Below are 17,601 nucleotides of genomic sequence, written 5' to 3' on the forward strand. Positions count from 1 at the left end.
TAAAATTTGAGGTGAAAAGATTTAAAATGGATCAATACACGAATAATAATTTTCACCGTAAACTCTTCTGCTTATTATTTCTGACATTGTTCTTTTCGGATACCCTTAACCTTAAGGCTCAGAATCTGAATCCTGTAAAACTGCAGCTTAAGTGGCATCATCAGTTCCAGTTTGCAGGCTATTACGCTGCACAAATTAAAGGCTTTTATAAAAATGAAGGTCTTGATGTAGAGCTGATTGAGGGTAATGCCAAGCGCAAAGTAATAAATGAGGTAATTTCAGGAAATGCGGATTTTGGTGTAACTGCATCGGATATAATTCAGGACTATATTGACGGTAAACCGGTTGTTGTTGTATCGGTCATTTTCCAACATAATCCTTATGTGATTATCAGTCTTGAAAAAAGCGGGATAAATACACCTTCCGACCTGGCAGGCAAAAAGATTATGGCTGCAGAAGATCAGGGCTGGCCTATTCTAAAGGCCTTATTTCTAAAAGAAGGCATCAGAGAAGAAAAAATGAATGTGCTGCAGCACAGCTGGGATATCAGGGACCTGACTTCAGGGAAAGTTGATGCAATTTCAGGATATATCAATGTAGAACCGCAGTATATCCGGGAGATGGGCTATCCTGTAACAATCATTAATCCGGTTGATTATGGTATTGACTTCTATGGTGATCTTCTTTTTACATCAAAAGAAATGGCCGATAAGTATCCTGAGAAAGTTGAAAGCTTTAACAGAGCAACAATTCAGGGATGGGATTATGCCATGAAGCATCCTGAAGAAATAGCAGACTATATTCTTAGTCTGCCAGGCACAAAAGAAAGAGGAATAACACGCAGTTCTTTACTTTATGAGGCTAAAGAAATGCAAAAACTCATTATGCCTGAATTCGTTGATATTGGCCATATAAACCGGGGGCGATGGGAAACAATGTTTGCTATTTACAAACAATTGGGACTTGTAAAAACGAATTCTACAATTGACAATTTACTATATATTTCAAAAAGCGAAAGGAAGGCGGGCCATTTTGACAATCTTCTGATTGCAATCGGAATCGGAGCATTATTATTTGTTATTGCACTGGCCGGGAACTGGAGGCTTCGAAGCCTCGTGAAAAAACGAACACAAGACCTGGTAAATGAAATAAATAACAGAACTGAAGCCGAACAAAGACTGGAGCTGGCGATAGAAGCTGCAGGAATGGGGATATGGGATAGAAATCTGGATTTAGAAGAAGTTCAGTTTGACGAAAAGTGGTTCAGAAATATCGGTGTCGATCCTGAATTATTTCTTAGTCATCATAGTTGGTTAGATAACATTCATCCTGACGATCAGCCAAGTATAAGAGATTCAGTTACAGCACTTAGAAGTGGTAAAAGTAATTATAATAATTTGACATACAGGATAAAGACCAGGCAGGGCTACTGGAAATGGATGTTATCCTTCAGTAAATTATTTTACACTAAAACAGGCAGGCATGTAGTTGGTGTTATCCTTGATATCGATATCCTGAAAAGTAAAGAAATTGAGCTGGAAGAACTTACTAAAGCACTTACTAAAACAAATAATGAACTTGAGAAGTTCGCCTATATCACATCACATAATCTTCGTGCCCCGGTTGTCAATCTATTGAGTCTAACCGAAATGCAAAGAGAGGAGAATCTTCCGGAAGACCTTAGAATAGAAATTGAAGAGAAAATTCATGAAAGTGTAAAACGCCTCGATTCAACTTTAAACGACCTCATAGAAATCGTAGCAAGCAAAGCAACTGAGGATATAAAAAGCGAGACGCTTGACCTGCAAAATGAGCTTAATCATGTATTAAAGAGTATTGAAAAACAAATTAAAGACTCTGGAGCCCAAATAGATACAAATTTTTCTGAATGCAGTACTATCACCTATCCAAAGCGTTATCTGAATAGTATTCTGCTGAACCTGCTAACCAATGCGATCAAGTACCATTCGCCAGATCGACAACTGGTCATCAATTTAAAAACGCGTACAGAACATGATTATATTGTGCTTTACTTCAGTGATAATGGAGTAGGAATTGACATGGAACGCTTTGGCAGGAAGATGTTCGGGCTCTATCAAAGATTTCATACAAAAATTGAGGGAAAAGGACTGGGCTTATACATTATTAAATCTCAGATTGAAGCGATGGATGGAAAAATTGAAGTAGACAGTACGCCTGGTGTTGGTACCACATTCCGTATTTATTTCCGCAAAGAAAAAGGCTTGTCTGCTTAATGTCAGCAATTGGTAATAAAGCAGTGACTTTAGGAAATACTATTTCACCAAAGTTTAAATTGGATAAAACTAATTAAACAAGAATGAAAAAGTACATTTTAACGCTATGCCTGATAAACGGCTTATTTATACTATTTGCATTTACTCCTGCAAAAGATGACTTATTCAAAGTTGACACAGAAAGATCAACGATAAGCTGGTCTGCCAAAAAAGTTGGAGGTGGTCATACCGGAACAGTTAAAATTACAGAAGGTAATCTTATTTACGCAGGTAAGGTATTAAAAGGCGGAAGCTTTCTGATGGATATGTCGAGTATTACATCCGACAATGCCCGTGTAACTAATCACCTGAAATCAGATGATTTCTTTTCTTCTGTAAAAAATCCTGCCTCAAAATTCGAAATAACCAAAGTTAGCACTGCCGGCAAAGATCGTTTAAACATAAGCGGCAATCTGAGTATTAAAGGAATTACTCATCCGCTAACTTTTCAGGCCACTGTAAAACAGCAAAAAGATGTAGTGGTTGCGGTTGCCGGTGGTATCCGCATCGATCGCACGAAATACGATATCAAGTTCAGATCTAAAACTTTCTTCGGAGATATTGGCGACAAAGCCATTGATGATGAGTTTGAACTGAATATTAATCTGACCGCTAAGAAAAGCTAAGTCCGGAGCAAAGAATAAAGATTAAGGAATAAAGACAGCTTAGGGTTTAAGGATTAACTGCCTGTTTTTATTCCTTAATCTTTTATTATAATATCCTGAACGCTTCATCCTCCCAGGCCACATGGGCAATGGCTTTACTTTTTGCATGATAAAACAGGCATTCCCAATGTTCTTCAGCAGCCCTTCTACCATACTCCTGCCTTAATTCCATGGCCTTTCTGCCATCAAAATCGTATTTGGCAATAAATTTTCTGAGTAATTGCTCGGGTTCCGGAAGAATGTCGGCTCCAAAGAATATTGTTCGATCATCTTCTCTGATCAGAAATACCTGATGATTCTCGCAATGCCCACCGGTCAGTTCAAAAGCGATCTCTCTGTTAAACTGACCACTGCCTTCAATAAAATGAACCGATCCGCTTCTTTGCAAAAAATCAAAGATCTCAGTTTTGTACGATCTTGAGGGCTTACTGTATGCAGCTTCCCATTCGCCACGCTGAATAACATATTCGGCATTAGGAAAACTCAATGAAACTTTGCCATCAGATTTATTGATCATTCCTCCTGCATGATCAAAGTGCAGGTGCGACATCAAAACCAGACTTACATCCTCAGGATCATACCCGGCATTACGAATATTTTCATGAATGATCATCTCCCCCTTTTCATTGTGAAAGCCAAGTCCGGTATCCAATACGATCAGATCATTGCCTGTTTCGACCAGAAATGGCTGAACGTAAATAAAGAGAGATGCCGGCCGGTCTTTAGGATCGTGAATGGAAGGATCGAAAGGTATAAATGTTTTGGTGGCGTCTACTGAAAATGATCCTTCGTATAAGGCTAAAGCTTTCAAGGTTCTTTGTATATTATAAGGTTAAATTCTATTTTTACAGTTTACTTAGGCAAAGATATGCAAAAAAGGTGGGTGGAACGGGAGGTTGAAAACCTTGCTGCAATTACAGAATTGCAGGAATCTCTTCATATTGATGGTGTACTTGCAGATCTTCTGGTAAAAAGAAACATCTTCAATTATGAAGACGCCAGAAAATTCTTCAGACCTGATCTGAAGCAGCTGCACAACCCCTTCCTGATGCGCGACATGGATCGGGCAATTCTAAGAATCGGGCAGGCTATCAAAAGCGGGGAAAAAATACTCATATACGGCGATTATGATGTTGATGGGACTACCTCTGTAGCTCTGGTTTACAGTTTTCTCAGAAAATATCATTCAGCTATAGATTTTTATATCCCCGACCGGTATCGTGAGGGTTATGGTATCTCTACACAGGGGATCGACTATGCACTTGAAAATGGATTTTCTCTGATTATTGCACTCGACTGCGGAATAAAATCGGTAGATAAAATTGCCTATGCCAATGAAAAAAATATCGATTTCATCATTTGCGACCATCATCTCCCCGGAGAAATACTACCCAATGCCATTGCAGTGCTCGATCCTAAGAGAAACGATTGCGATTATCCGTACAAAGAACTTTCAGGCTGCGGCATCGGATTCAAACTGATTCAGGCATATGCAGCAAAAAATGATATCCCGGCCGGAGATGTCAATGAATACCTCGACCTTGTAGCTGTTAGTATTGCATCAGATATCGTTCCAATTACAGGAGAAAACAGAGTTCTGGCATGGTTTGGATTACAAAAGCTGAATACCAGTCCCTGCAAAGGTCTTTCAGCACTGATGAACCTTTCGGGAAAGAAAGATGATCTGACAATAACAGATGTGGTGTTTACAATAGGTCCGAGAATAAATGCCGCAGGCAGGATCGATGATGCCAAACATGCTGTAAATCTGCTGATTGCTGACAATGAGAGTTTTGCCTATGAAAAAGGACAGATCATCAACGATAAAAATACTGAACGTAAAGAGCATGATAGTAATATTACAGAACAGGCTCTGGCAATGATCGATACAGACCCCGCTCTCATCAATAGAAAAACTACGGTTGTTTATAATGAAGAGTGGCATAAAGGTGTTATCGGCATTGTTGCATCCAGACTTACTGAAAAGTATTACCGGCCAACCATTGTCATGACCAATTCTAACGGATACGCTGCAGGTTCAGCAAGGTCTGTACTTGGTTTCGATCTTTACGAGGCTTTAAATGAGTGCAGCGACTTGCTCGAACAATTCGGGGGGCATAAATATGCAGCCGGTCTGACCATGAAAACAGAGAACATCCCGGCATTCAGGCAAAGATTTGAAGAGGTGGTTTCAAGAACGATAAGTGACGACCTGCTGATTCAGGCCATATATATCGATGCCGAAATGGACCTGAGCCATATTGATGCCAGGTTCTTCAGAATATTGAAACAGTTTGAGCCATTCGGTCCGCAGAATATGGCCCCGATATTTCTGAGCAGAAATGTTTATACTTACGGTGGAGCATCTGTTGTTGGAAGCAAGCATTTAAAAATGTCTGTGCATCAGGACAATTTAACTTATTATAATTGTATCGGATTTGGACTGGCGGAATATTTGCCGCTTATCAACTCCGGAGAAGCTTTTGATATTTGTTATACCATTGAAGAGAATATATGGAAAGAGAAACGATCGATCCAGTTGAATATTAAGGGAATACGACCATCTCTTCCAAACCTGCAGAAATGATACTAAGAGCCGAAAATCTTGTAAAAAAATATAAACAGCGAACTGTTGTGAACAATGTGTCTTTCCATGTTTCACAAGGCGAAATTGTTGGATTACTTGGACCCAATGGTGCGGGAAAAACTACATCATTCTACATGATCGTGGGCCTGATCAAGCCAAACGAAGGTCATGTTTTTTTAGATGAAGAGGATATTACTGAAGACCCTATGTACCGACGTGCACAGAAAGGTATAGGTTATCTCGCACAGGAAGCATCCGTATTCAGGAAGCTGACGGTTGAAGACAATATCAAAGCCGTTCTGGAAATGACCAGATTGAGTAAGGAGGAGCAAAGAGATAAGCTTGAACAGCTGATCGATGAATTCAGCCTGCATAAAGTTCGCAAAAACCGGGGGGACCTGCTTTCGGGTGGAGAACGTCGTCGTACAGAAATTTCAAGAGCTCTGGCTGCTGACCCAAATTTCATTCTTCTCGATGAACCCTTTGCGGGCGTTGATCCTATTGCCGTTGAAGAAATTCAGAGCATTGTAGCTAAACTCAAACTCAGAAATATCGGAATTCTGATCACCGACCATAACGTTCAGGAAACCCTTTCCATTACCGACAGGGCTTATCTGCTTGCAGAAGGAAAGATCATGCTGACCGGTACTCCACAGGAGATCGCAGATAATGAAATGGCCAAAAAATTCTATCTTGGCCAAAATTTCGAGTTACGGAAGAAGAAACTATAAATCCGGCAGAAATCATTATAAATCATGACAATTGTAAATTCCATTTTTACCTGGATTATGAAAAAGCGGATGCATCAGATCGAGCTTTTCATAAAATATCCTTATGATGTCCAGGACGAATGGTTTCACTCCTTAATTTCAACTGCTCAAAATACAGAATGGGGAAAATTGTACGGCTACTCAAGCATCGCCAATCAGGAACAGTTTAAAGAAAGAGTTCCGATTCAGACCTACGACAGCCTTAAACCCTATATTGAAAAAATGCTTGCCGGCGAGCAAAACGTATTATGGCCATCAGAGATAAAATGGTTCGCAAAATCTTCAGGAACCACAAACGACAGAAGTAAATTCATCCCTGTAAGCGAAGAATCCATGGAAGAATGCCACTTCAAAGGTGGCAAAGATTTGCTTTCAATGTATTGCAATAACCGCCCGGATACACGGATTTTCACCGGAAAATGTCTTGTATTGGGGGGCAGCCATCAGATTAATCAGCTTAATTCAGACTCCTGCTATGGCGATCTTTCTGCCGTACTCATAAAAAACCTGCCTTTCTGGGCTGAATTCTACCGGACCCCCGAGATGTCTATCACACTGATGGAAAACTTCGAAGAGAAAGTAGAGAAAATTGCACAGGCAACAATTGATGTGAATGTCACCAATATTGCCGGAGTACCAACCTGGAACCTGGTCCTTGCAAAAAGAATCCTTGAAATAACAGGCAAGAACAACCTGCTTGAAGTATGGCCAAATCTCGAATTTTATTTCCATGGTGCCGTAAACTTCAACCCTTACCGTGAACAGTTTAAAAAGCTGATTCCTTCAGACAGGATGTATTATCTGGAAACCTATAATGCATCAGAAGGATTCTTCGGTATACAGGATCAGCCAAACTCTGAGGAGCTGCTGCTGATGCTCGACTATGGTATTTATTATGAGTTCCTTCCTATGGAGGACTTTCATAAAGAGAATCCCCAAACCCTTAGCCTCGATCAGGTTGATCTGAATAAAAATTACGCGCTGATTATTTCAACCAATGCCGGACTATGGCGATACATGATTGGCGATACCATCAAATTCACCAGCCTTAATCCTCACAGAATTCAGATAACCGGCCGTACCAAACATTTCATTAATGCCTTTGGCGAAGAACTGATCATTGATAATGCAGAGAAAGGCCTTAGTAAAGCCTGCAAGGAAACCGGAGCCGTGATCCGCGATTACACTGCCTGTCCGATTTATTTTAAGGGTAATGATGCAGGAGGACATGAATGGATCATCGAATTTGAGCAGAAGCCTGATGATATGGAACGCTTTACCGATGTGCTCGACCAGACATTAAGAGAGGTAAATTCAGATTACGACGCAAAACGTTTCAAGGATATGGCTTTACGCCGCCCACTGGTACACCTTGCGCCGGATGGAACCTTCTACCACTGGATGAGGAACAGAGGCAAGCTTGGCGGACAGCATAAAGTTCCACGTCTGGCTAATGACCGGGCCTATGTTGATGAGATCCTGAAATTGTTGTAATACTCTTGTATTAAAAGAAACGAAATTATTTAAAAGCTTTCAGCTCATCAAAGAACCCTTACTAAAAAGCCACAATTTATTAGAACCTGTATATAGTTCAAGCCGTTTAAATCACAACCTTTTCTTTAAAATATTACAACTATTACTTAGCGTAAAATACTTTTATATCACATTTATAGAATATGTATTTTCACTTTAATGTTTTACAGCAGGAAAGGGGCGCCGAAAACCCTGAAGAGAGTAGGTGAACTAAATTATTTAGCTAAAATACTTATGAAAAAGTATGTACGATCAGCAGGTTTAATTATTTGTATTTTCATATTTGGTTATGACTCTTTTTGCCAGGAGGTAGGAATTTTTGAAGGCCATAACGACATTGGCAGCAATGTAAAACCTGGTTCAGCAACCTATATTTCCGCAACACAACAGTATATCATTTCAGGTGCCGGCGAGAATGTCTGGTCTGATCACGATGAGTTTCAATATGTGTGGAAACGCATGAAAGGGGATTTTATCCTTTATACCCGTGCTGCATTTGTAGGATGGAATGGCGTGGAACAACACCGTAAAGTGGGTTGGATGGTTCGTAAAAGCCTGGATGGCAAGTCCGCCAATGTAAACGCGGTAGTACATGGAGACGGACTTACCGCCCTTCAGTTTCGTAGAACAACAGGAGCTATTACAGAAGAGAAACGCTCTAAACTAACACATGCTGATGTAATTCAATTAGAAAGAAAAGGTAATATCTTCACTATGAGAGTAGCCCGGTTCGGCGAGCCATTTATAACTGAAGAATTGTCTGATATTGACTTGGGCGAGGAGGTATATGTAGGGTTATTTGTAGGATCTCATAATAAGGATGTGGTGGAAACCGGCGTATTCCGTGATGTGCAAATTACCATTCCTGTTAAAGGAGAAGCTGATAACAGATCATCCATGACATTGGGAAGTAATTTAGAAGTGATGGAAATTGCTACAGGTAACCGTGAAGTTATTTATAATGTGCCTAATTCAATTCAGGCTCCAAACTGGACAAATGATGGCAAAAGCCTGATCTATAATGGCAGCGATGGGCTGATCTATAACTTCGATCTGGCTTCCCGCAAACCAAAACTTGTGAATACCGGGAAAGTGAAAAGTAATAATAATGATCATGTAATTTCTTTCGACGGGACAATGCTGGGTTTAAGCAGCTCGGTGAAAGAATTAGGGGGGTCTATTATTTATACCGTTCCGATTACCGGCGGTACGCCTAAACAAATTACATCACGCGGCCCTTCGTATTTGCATGGATGGTCTCCCGATGGAAAAGACCTGGTTTTTTGCGGCGAACGCAATGGGGAATATGATGTATATAAAATACCTGCAGCAGGCGGGGCGGAAATAAGGCTCACTGATTCAAAAGGCTTAGATGACGGCCCGGAATATTCCCCTGACGGGAAATACATTTACTTTAATTCCGTTCGTTCAGGTCTTATGCAAATATGGAGAATGAAACCTGATGGAAGTAATCAGGAACAAGTAACAAATGACGAGTTCAATAACTGGTTTGCTCATATTTCTCCTGATGGCAAATCAATGGTTTTTCTGTCTTTCCTGAAAGAGGAAGTTGCGCCGGGAATGCATCCGCCATATAAACATGTATATATTCGGTATATGCCAATTACAGGTGGTAATCCAAAAGTTTTGGCTTATGTTTATGGCGGACAGGGCACAATCAATACCCCTTCATGGTCTCCGGATAGCAAAAAAATTGCTTTTATCAGCAATAGCAATCATAACCAATAGATACAGGTAAGCAGGCAGTCATTTAATTTGCCCGGATTAAAGCCAGGCATGGCTTACAGGCAAATCTCACTGAATTGGAATTGGCAAGGGTTTTAAAAAAATCTGCGTGTTACCCTGGTATTGATTGGTGCCGGGCAAGCCGGAGAAGGTAAGCGATTATCCAGTATATCTGCAATTATGAGTTCACAAAAGAGGAATTAAGCCGTATTGAAAGTATTTTACAATAGCCCTTGCGATGACGATCTCAGTTTGGAAGGTATCGGACTTCCAAACTGATTTTCCGGCAATTTTCATTGCTCCTTTTTATATGATATAAGACCGATGAAACTTACATGCACCCTCCAGGAGAAACCCATGCATTAAAACGAGGCATTCCGGGAATATGCAGCTATTATTGCAATATTTTTATTAATACTCCTTTTTAGGGAAAACCAACGATGCTACTATACTTGTAGTTAAAATCAACAGGATAATAAACAGGGAATGCATCGTAGTGAAGCCCCATAAGGTCAGCCAGTGATGTGCAAGCATCTTCACCCCGATAAATACCAGCAGGAATGCCAAACCTACTTTCAGATAATGGAATTTATGAATCACATTAACTAACAGGAAGAACATGGACCTTAATCCCAGAATAGCGAAAATATTGGAAAAGAATACGATAAAAGGGTCTTTAGTTACCGCAAAAATGGCCGGTATTGAGTCGACAGCAAAGATCAGGTCAGTGAATTCTACAATAAGCAATACAATAAATAATGGCGTAACCATTTTCTTGCCATCAACTTTCAGGAAGAACTTATTACCGGCATATTCCGGGTAGACAGAGAAGTATTTAGATGCAAATCTGACTACCTTATGATTCTCCGTATCGATCTTCTCTTCTTCATCCTTGCTCAGGAACATGCTTACCCCGGTATAAATCAGGAATGCCCCGAAAATATAAAGTATCCAGCCAAACTGATTGATCAGGCCCGATCCAATGAAGATAAACAGGAATCTCATTAATACCGCTCCGATAATTCCCCAGAACAATACCCGGTGATAATATTTCTCATCAACACCAAATGCTGAAAATATGAGCACCATGACAAAAATATTATCTACAGAAAGCGCATATTCAATGACATAACCTGTAAGAAATTCCAGGGCAAGGTTCTGCTTGTATATTGCAAGACTGGCTTCAAAATTATCCGGAATAAGAGTGATATTATGGAGGTGTTTGCTTGTAATTTCCTGTAATTGCGCAAAATTAGTGATGCCGTGAAGTATCTCACCCTCTGTAAGCAATATAAAGTAAAATCCGATAGCGAAACTCACCCATATAAAACTCATGATGGCAGCTTCTTTCATACTAACCTTATGATCTTTTTTATTAAAAAGACCAAGGTCAATTGAAAGTATAAGGACAATAAAGAGCAGGAAACCTCCGAAGAATATAATCTCGTTTGACATTTTTATTTTTTACGTTCAGTAGTAAAGCGGACAAGCTGCTCCAGCGCTTTGCGCGAGCTATGATCCGGTAATTCATTTAAAATATTGAAAGCTTCCTGTTGATAGTGCAGCATCTGCGAATAGGCATAATCCATCCCGCCACTATTTCTGACAAAATCGATAATCTCTGAAACCCTGGCACTCTCCTCATTATGATTTTTCACAAGATTGATAATCCTTCGCTTTTCAGAGTCAGAGGCTTTATTCAAAGCATAAATCAGGGGGAGGGTGATCTTTTTTTCCTTGATATCAATACCAAGAGGCTTTCCGATATCATCTGTACCGAAATCAAAAAGATCATCTTTTATCTGAAAAGCTATTCCAACCTTCTCACCAAAAAGCCGCATCTTTTCAACGGTCTCTGCATCAGCGCCGGCCGAAGCAGCCCCGCATGCACAGCAGGAGGCAATTAAAGAAGCAGTTTTCTGACGAATAACTTCATAATAAACTTTTTCATCAATATCCAGCCGTCTTGCCTTTTCGATCTGAAGCAATTCTCCCTCACTCATCTGTTTTACAGCTTCAGAAACGATTCTGAGCAACTCAAAATCGCCATTATTTATTGAAAGAAGTAATCCCTTTGAAAGCAGATAATCACCAACCAATACAGCAATCTTGTTTTTCCAAAGCGCATTCACCGAGAAAAATCCACGGCGCTGATAAGAATTATCAACCACATCATCGTGAACAAGAGTTGCAGTATGTAAAAGTTCAACAAGAGCCGCTCCGCGATAAGTTGCCTCAGTTATGCCTCCACAAAGACTGGCAGAAAAGAAAACAAACATCGGACGGATTTGCTTGCCTTTTCGCTTTACGATATAATGAGTAATACGATCAAGAAGCGGAACAGAACTTTGCATGGACGTTTTGAACTTTGCTTCAAAAGTATCCAGTTCTCCGGCTATCGGCTTTTTGATCTCGTCGAGACTCAGCATCAATTTCTGAGGGCTTGCTTAATTTATTTCTGCAAACATATCGAAAAAGGCGGATTATTTCAGCACGAAAACGAAGGTAGCAGCGCAGCAAAAGACCGAAAATTTCCAAAACCCTGTAATGTTTACAGAATTTTGATACTTTTGCATCCCTTATGGAGAGGTGTCCGAGTGGTTGAAGGAGCACGCCTGGAAAGTGTGTATACCTCAAAAGGGTATCGAGGGTTCGAATCCCTCTCTCTCCGCAAAGAACTGATTCCCCGACCTAGTCGGGGTTTTTGTTTTTAGCAAGTTACCTGGCCTCAGGGCCTGAGCAAATTGCTAAAAACAAAAATTAGTGAGCGCAGCGAACGGAATCAGTTCTTTGCGACCTCCCCCCCACTTGGATCAGCGACAGCTAATCCCGATTTACTTACTTACCAGGCCCTCCTGCTTGAACAAAAGCGTAAAAAACAAAAATTAGTGAGCGCAGCGAACGGAATCAATAGACCGCGACTTAGCCGTACTATATCAGGTAGAGACAGGGGTCTTAAAACAAGCAGTAAGAAGAAATATAACCAGGGTTCCTCAAGACTTTATGTTTGAAATGAATAAAGAGGAATTTGCGAATTGGAGATCACAATTTGTGATCTCCAATTCGGATCAGATGGGCTTGCGCTATCTTCCTTTTTGCTTTACCGGGCAGGGTGTAGCGATACTCTCAAGTGTTTTAAACAGCGAAAAAGCAATAAATATGCTAACATCCAAATCATACGTATATTCACACGCATCCGGCAAATGTTTATTGACAACACTGATTTACGATTGGAAATCGAAATAATCAAAGCCAGACTGCATAAGCATGATAAAAATATGGAAGTCGTTTTCCGCTACCTCGATGAGCTGATTGACCGAAAAGCAAAACCACAAACACGTAAAAGGATCGGTTTTAAATCTGATGATCTATAAAATTCTGTACAGGGAATCGAAAAAGCATCTCTGAAAGAATTGTAATCAGTTTAGTTTCTTACAGCTAGTTCTGATTATGAAAATCTATTTACAGATTGATCATCACCCTCAATCAATCTACCTCATTAAAGCATTATAAAAGACTCAAACCAGGAATCCTGTTTTTTTAATGAGGATGATATTAAAGCACAAATATTTCATTAGTTTTATTTCTATTGAAGAAATTAAACATGCTCATGATTAAGTTAAAGTCCCTTTCTGCATCCGTTGCGCTTGTCTGTATTTTGATCTGTGGAGCTTATCAACCGGTAATAAGTCAGACTACCCAACAATACGACATCGTGATTTACGGAGGCACATCTGCAGGGATCAGTTCAGCTATCCAAAGTTCAAGGATGGGTAAGAAAGTTGTATTAATTGAGCCTACTAACAGAATCGGCGGACTAACAACCGGAGGACTCGGGCAGACCGATATTGGGAACAAACAGGCTATCGGGGGTTTATCGCGTGAATTCTATCAAAATATAAAAGCCTATTACCAAAAACCTGAAAACTGGATCTGGCAAAAAAGGGAAACTTATAAAGACGGCGGACAAACAACCAGCGCAGCCCATGAAGATGCCATGTGGACATTTGAACCTTCTGCTGCATTAAAGGTATATAAAGACATGCTCAGTAAAGAGCAAAATATAAGCCTGGTTTATAATCAGCGTCTGAACAGGAAAACAGGGGTGAAAAAGACCGCAGGAAAAATAACTTCCATTCAGATGGAAAGCGGGCAGATCTATCAAGGAAAAATCTTTATTGATGCCAGCTATGAAGGCGATCTCATGGCAGCTGCAGGAATAAATTATACAGTAGGCCGCGAATCCAACAATCAGTATGGCGAATCATTGAACGGTATTCAGGCCAACAGGGTAAGCTTAACACTACGCAAAACAATATCAATGAATGGTGCATATCATAATTTCGTTGATGGTGTTGATCCCTACATCAGAAAAGGAGATCCGAAAAGTGGGTTACTGCCATTTATTGATCCTGAGAAGCCGGGAATTGATGGTAAGGGAGATACTAAAATTCAGGCCTATTGTTATCGGATGACCCTGACTGATCATCCGGAGAACAGAATTCCATTTGCCAAACCTGCAGGATACAAAGAACTGGACTATGAATTATTATTCAGGAACTATGAGGCAGCCGATGGCCCGGTTGAGAAGATGTATGACTATGGCGACCCATTGGTGCCCTGGATAAATTCTGACATGCCCAACCGCAAAACAGATACCAATAATCAAAAAGGCTTCTCAACAGATTTCATCGGTCAGAATTATTCTTATCCCGAAGCTACTTATGAAGAGCGTAAAAAAATTGCTGAACACCATAAAAGATACCAGCAGGGTTTAATGTGGACACTGGCTTACCATCCGCGCATTCCGGCAAGGGTAAGAGAGGCTGTTTCTAAATGGGGTACCTGCAAAGATGAATATGAAAGCAAAGACGGCTGGCAGGAACAATTATACATCAGGGAAGCCAGACGCATGATCAGTGATTATGTGATGACACAAAAAAATTGTGAACGTCTCGTAGTTGCCGTGGATCCGGTTGGAATGGGCGCCTATGGTATGGACTCGCACAATATCAAACGTTATGTGGATGCCAATGGATTTGTAAAAAATGAAGGTAATGTGGAAGCTCATGTCGCCGGTCCTTATCCGATAAGCTATAAATCAATTGTACCCAAGAAATCTGACCTTAATAATCTGATTGTTCCGGTTTGTCTTTCTGCTACCCATATCGCGTTCGGATCAATAAGAATGGAGCCTGTATTTATGGTTTTAGGTCAGTCGGCAGCAATTGCCGCATCCATAGCTATTGATAAAAATTACAATGTTCAGGATGTTCCATACAGGGAGCTGGAAGCAGACCTTATAAGGTATAAGCAGGTACTTCAATAAGGTTGCGAGAATTAAAACCTGCTGAATTCAGAATCCAAACGATTGCTCATAAAATCCAGATTAACGGAACCTGCTGTTCATTAAATTTTTAAATTGCTTTTGCTAATACCGGCACAACTGTTTTTATCACATTATGAAAAAAATTATCGTTTTAATTACTTTTCTGTCATTTATTATTCTATCCGTACAAAATTCATCCGCACAGGATAAGAATCAGGCGGGCTGGAAAGCAGGAGTTTCAAGCGTAATCATAACTCCTGAACAGTCTTTGTGGATGGCCGGATTTGCCCACAGAACAAGCCCGTCGGATGGCAAACTTCACGAGCTTTGGGCAAAAGCCCTGGTAATAGAAGACGCTTCCGGCAAACAGGCAGTACTCATTACTACCGATCTTTCGGGAATACCTAAAAGCATCTCAGATTCGATCAGAAACCGATTGGAAAGAAGATTTAAGTTCTCAAGAAGTCAGATTATTTTCAATACCTCGCATACTCATTCAGGACCTGTACTTGTTGATGCATTGTGGGATCTTTATCCCCTGGACGACACTCAAAAACAAAGAATTACAAGCTATACCAAAAAGTTTGAGCTTCAGATCGAATCCATCGTCAGGAAAGCACTAAGTTCTATGAAGCCTGTAAATATTTCATCTGAAAATGGCATTACCCGTTTTGCTGTAAACAGAAGAAATAATATTGAGAATCAAATAGATGCACAAACTGACCTGAAAGGTCCGAGCGATTACGCAGTTCCGGTGCTCAAAGTAAGTGATCAAAAGGGTAAAATTCTGGCACTGGCCTTTGGATACGCCTGTCATAATACCGTATTACATGGTTATGAATGGTCAGGCGACTATGCAGGATATGCGCAGATTGCCCTTGAAAAATCACATCCGGGAGCAACAGCCTTATTTTTTCAGGGTTGCGGCGGCAATCAAAATGCCTTACCCAGAAAATCCGTCCCATTAGCCAGACAATACGGCGGGGAACTTGCCCTTGCAGTAGATGCTGTGCTGGACGGAAAAATGAAAAATCTTGAACCTAAGCTACAAACCGCATATTCTGAAGTGAGTCTTGAACTTGAAAATGCTCCAACAAAGGAAGAGCTTGCCAATATCGCTTCAAAAGAAAGCGGCTACATCAAGAACTGGGCTTTGAACATGATTAAACGGGCAAATAATGGGGAAGTCTTCATTCGTACTTATCCTTATCCGGTTCAATTCTGGAAGCTGGGAGATCAGGCGATTGTTGCATTGGGTGGTGAACCGGTAGTTGATTATGCGATCAACATGAAAAAAATTCTGGGACCCGATCTGTTTGTGATGGGTTATTCCAATGATGTGATGGCATATATTCCTACAGCAGAAATATTACGCGAAGGCGGATATGAGGGCCATACTTCCCAAATGGCATTTGGCATGCCGGCCAAATGGAAAGAATCAATAGAACCTGCTATTATGAATGAGATAAAAAAATTAGCAGGGCAGGCAGGTATGAGTTTAAAGAACAAATAAAAATGCTGATATCGTCTATCAAAATTATTGCTTTTGCTATATTTATTTGAGGATAAGTTCAGTATAATTATACATTATGAATCGCAGAGAAATACTATTAGGTTTAAGCATTTTGCCTCTGGCAGGTGCTGCCAAACAAACATTTGAACCCGAAGAGGAAACAACAGCTCCGGCAGCTGAAGAATGGCATCCTAAAAAGGAGCTGATCAAGACCCCCGTTGGCTCCTGCATCCGTTCGGGACATCTTCTTTTTATCGGAGGCATCGGAGGCTGGTATGCTAACCAGAGAGCTGAACCGGGTGATATCAAGGTACAGATCCGCAGCGTACTTACTACCATGAAAGGGATTCTGGAGGGTGCCGGATCCTCCATGTCTAATGTACTTAAGGTGCAGATGACCGTTGCAGATCCGAATAAAAATATACCTGCATTAAATGAGGCTTACAGCGAATTTTTCCCTGAGAATCCTCCTGTACGCTCTTACAGCGGATCAAAAACCAGCCAGATGGGCCGCGATGGCATTCTTTGCCAGGTAAGCTGCATAGCCTACGTCGATTAATCAAATTCAAAAATCAATCTAAAAAATATTCAATGGACCGCAGAAAAGTTCTTAAAAGCCTCAGCCTGATCCCACTTGCGGGAGCAGCTGCAGCAATCCCAAATGAAGCAAATGCTCAGCAAAAACAAAAAAAAGATAGCTGGACACCCAAAAAGCAGGTGATTCGCCGAAGCAATAGCGGAGGTAATACAAATCCTACGGTCTCAGCACCGGCAGCCAATGGAACAAAACCGGCTGTACCTGCAAGTGTTTTATCAGGATGTATCCGTTCAGGTCATTTGCTATTTCTTTCAGGAATAGGCGGATGGTATGCCGAAAGACGCGCTGAACCGGGCGACATCAAGGTGCAGATACGCAGTGCGCTTGATACCATGAAAGAAGTACTTGAAGGTGCAGGATCATCTATGGCCAATGTACTTAAAGTGCACATGACCGTAGCTGAACCCAACAAAAACATTGCTCCGTTAAATGAGGCTTACAGAGGCTACTTCCCTGATCCTCCACCGGTACGTTCTTATACCGGCTGCGGAGTGGATCAAATGGGCCGCGATGGTATACTTGTGCAGATCGATTGTATTGCTTACGTAGACTAAAAAAAGAAAGGG

14 protein-coding genes and 1 tRNA gene are annotated in these 17,601 nt (G+C 40.8%); 12 read left to right on the forward strand and 3 right to left on the reverse strand.

Features of this window, described 5'->3' with window-relative positions; all coding sequences use genetic code 11:
- Positions 1–11 precede the first annotated feature (11 nt).
- Together P2W72_RS07570 and P2W72_RS07575 are read left to right on the forward strand one after the other, a co-directional pair.
- Positions 12–2,255, forward strand: coding sequence for an ABC transporter substrate-binding protein (locus tag P2W72_RS07570; protein WP_276360408.1), 2,244 nt, complete (start codon positions 12–14; stop codon positions 2,253–2,255).
- Positions 2,256–2,338: 83 nt separating this feature from the next.
- A complete protein-coding gene (locus tag P2W72_RS07575) occupies positions 2,339–2,920 on the forward strand; it encodes a YceI family protein (RefSeq protein ID WP_276360411.1) in 582 nt (193 codons plus the stop codon).
- A gap of 85 nt (positions 2,921–3,005) precedes the next feature.
- On the opposite strand, the gene P2W72_RS07580 is transcribed toward P2W72_RS07575, so the two are convergent.
- On the reverse strand, positions 3,006–3,770 hold the full coding sequence (locus tag P2W72_RS07580) for an MBL fold metallo-hydrolase (RefSeq protein WP_276360414.1): 765 nt from the start codon (positions 3,768–3,770) through the stop codon (positions 3,006–3,008).
- A 57-nt stretch (positions 3,771–3,827) separates the two neighbouring features.
- On the opposite strand from P2W72_RS07580, the gene recJ reads away from it, so the two are divergent.
- From recJ to P2W72_RS07600, 4 genes are all read left to right on the forward strand, one after another.
- Positions 3,828–5,546 carry a single-stranded-DNA-specific exonuclease RecJ gene (gene recJ, locus P2W72_RS07585; RefSeq protein WP_276360416.1) on the forward strand — a complete coding sequence of 573 codons (1,719 nt, stop codon included), beginning with the start codon at positions 3,828–3,830 and terminating at the stop codon, positions 5,544–5,546.
- Positions 5,543–6,277 carry an LPS export ABC transporter ATP-binding protein gene (gene lptB, locus P2W72_RS07590; protein ID WP_276360417.1) on the forward strand — a complete coding sequence of 245 codons (735 nt, stop codon included), beginning with the start codon at positions 5,543–5,545 and terminating at the stop codon, positions 6,275–6,277. The genes recJ and lptB overlap by 4 nt, the downstream gene beginning before the upstream one ends.
- 24 nt (positions 6,278–6,301) lie before the next feature.
- A complete protein-coding gene (locus tag P2W72_RS07595) occupies positions 6,302–7,810 on the forward strand; it encodes a GH3 auxin-responsive promoter family protein (RefSeq protein ID WP_276360420.1) in 1,509 nt (502 codons plus the stop codon).
- A 273-nt stretch (positions 7,811–8,083) separates the two neighbouring features.
- Positions 8,084–9,598 carry a hypothetical protein gene (locus tag P2W72_RS07600; protein ID WP_276360422.1) on the forward strand — a complete coding sequence of 505 codons (1,515 nt, stop codon included), beginning with the start codon at positions 8,084–8,086 and terminating at the stop codon, positions 9,596–9,598.
- A gap of 408 nt (positions 9,599–10,006) precedes the next feature.
- On the opposite strand, the gene P2W72_RS07605 is transcribed toward P2W72_RS07600, so the two are convergent.
- Both P2W72_RS07605 and P2W72_RS07610 read right to left on the reverse strand, forming a co-directional pair.
- Positions 10,007–11,050 (reverse strand): TerC family protein, encoded by a 1,044-nt coding sequence (locus P2W72_RS07605; protein WP_276360425.1) that lies wholly within the window; start codon positions 11,048–11,050, stop codon positions 10,007–10,009.
- 2 nt (positions 11,051–11,052) lie between these two features.
- Positions 11,053–12,024 carry a polyprenyl synthetase family protein gene (locus P2W72_RS07610; protein WP_276360427.1) on the reverse strand — a complete coding sequence of 324 codons (972 nt, stop codon included), beginning with the start codon at positions 12,022–12,024 and terminating at the stop codon, positions 11,053–11,055.
- 154 nt (positions 12,025–12,178) lie between these two features.
- Between P2W72_RS07610 and P2W72_RS07615 the strand changes: the two genes are divergently transcribed.
- From P2W72_RS07615 to P2W72_RS07640, 6 genes are all read left to right on the forward strand, one after another.
- Positions 12,179–12,266: transfer RNA gene (locus P2W72_RS07615), tRNA-Ser, on the forward strand.
- 239 nt (positions 12,267–12,505) lie between these two features.
- The gene (locus P2W72_RS07620) at positions 12,506–12,841 is read left to right on the forward strand and encodes an ORF6N domain-containing protein (RefSeq protein ID WP_276360566.1); all 336 of its coding nucleotides are present in this window, start codon (positions 12,506–12,508) and stop codon (positions 12,839–12,841) included.
- A 364-nt stretch (positions 12,842–13,205) separates the two neighbouring features.
- Positions 13,206–14,924: an FAD-dependent oxidoreductase gene (locus P2W72_RS07625; protein ID WP_276360429.1), complete on the forward strand. Its 1,719-nt coding sequence runs from the start codon at positions 13,206–13,208 to the stop codon at positions 14,922–14,924.
- Positions 14,925–15,057: 133 nt separating this feature from the next.
- Positions 15,058–16,437, forward strand: a complete 1,380-nt coding sequence (locus P2W72_RS07630) for a neutral/alkaline non-lysosomal ceramidase N-terminal domain-containing protein (protein WP_276360431.1) — start codon at positions 15,058–15,060, stop codon at positions 16,435–16,437.
- 76 nt (positions 16,438–16,513) lie between these two features.
- On the forward strand, positions 16,514–16,996 hold the full coding sequence (locus P2W72_RS07635; RefSeq protein WP_276360435.1) for a RidA family protein: 483 nt from the start codon (positions 16,514–16,516) through the stop codon (positions 16,994–16,996).
- Between the two features lie 32 nt (positions 16,997–17,028).
- Positions 17,029–17,589: a RidA family protein gene (locus P2W72_RS07640; RefSeq protein WP_276360438.1), complete on the forward strand. Its 561-nt coding sequence runs from the start codon at positions 17,029–17,031 to the stop codon at positions 17,587–17,589.
- The last annotated feature ends 12 nt before the right edge of the window (positions 17,590–17,601 follow it).

The sequence above is a fragment of the Daejeonella sp. H1SJ63 genome (genome assembly GCF_029360775.1).
Taxonomy (GTDB): Bacteria; Bacteroidota; Bacteroidia; order Sphingobacteriales; family Sphingobacteriaceae; genus Daejeonella.

What these genes read in the sequence shown, in the direction of transcription:
- P2W72_RS07575 (WP_276360411.1), top strand. Translation starts at nt 2,339, where the DNA reads ATGAAAAAGTACATTTTAACGCTATGCCTGATAAACGGCTTATTTATA.
- recJ (WP_276360416.1), top strand. Translation starts at nt 3,828, where the DNA reads ATGCAAAAAAGGTGGGTGGAACGGGAGGTTGAAAACCTTGCTGCAATT.
- lptB (WP_276360417.1), top strand. Translation starts at nt 5,543, where the DNA reads ATGATACTAAGAGCCGAAAATCTTGTAAAAAAATATAAACAGCGAACT.
- P2W72_RS07595 (WP_276360420.1), top strand. Translation starts at nt 6,302, where the DNA reads ATGACAATTGTAAATTCCATTTTTACCTGGATTATGAAAAAGCGGATG.
- P2W72_RS07600 (WP_276360422.1), top strand. Translation starts at nt 8,084, where the DNA reads ATGAAAAAGTATGTACGATCAGCAGGTTTAATTATTTGTATTTTCATA.
- P2W72_RS07605 (WP_276360425.1), bottom strand. Translation starts at nt 11,050, where the DNA reads ATGTCAAACGAGATTATATTCTTCGGAGGTTTCCTGCTCTTTATTGTC.
- P2W72_RS07610 (WP_276360427.1), bottom strand. Translation starts at nt 12,024, where the DNA reads ATGCTGAGTCTCGACGAGATCAAAAAGCCGATAGCCGGAGAACTGGAT.
- P2W72_RS07625 (WP_276360429.1), top strand. Translation starts at nt 13,206, where the DNA reads ATGATTAAGTTAAAGTCCCTTTCTGCATCCGTTGCGCTTGTCTGTATT.
- P2W72_RS07630 (WP_276360431.1), top strand. Translation starts at nt 15,058, where the DNA reads ATGAAAAAAATTATCGTTTTAATTACTTTTCTGTCATTTATTATTCTA.
- P2W72_RS07635 (WP_276360435.1), top strand. Translation starts at nt 16,514, where the DNA reads ATGAATCGCAGAGAAATACTATTAGGTTTAAGCATTTTGCCTCTGGCA.
- P2W72_RS07640 (WP_276360438.1), top strand. Translation starts at nt 17,029, where the DNA reads ATGGACCGCAGAAAAGTTCTTAAAAGCCTCAGCCTGATCCCACTTGCG.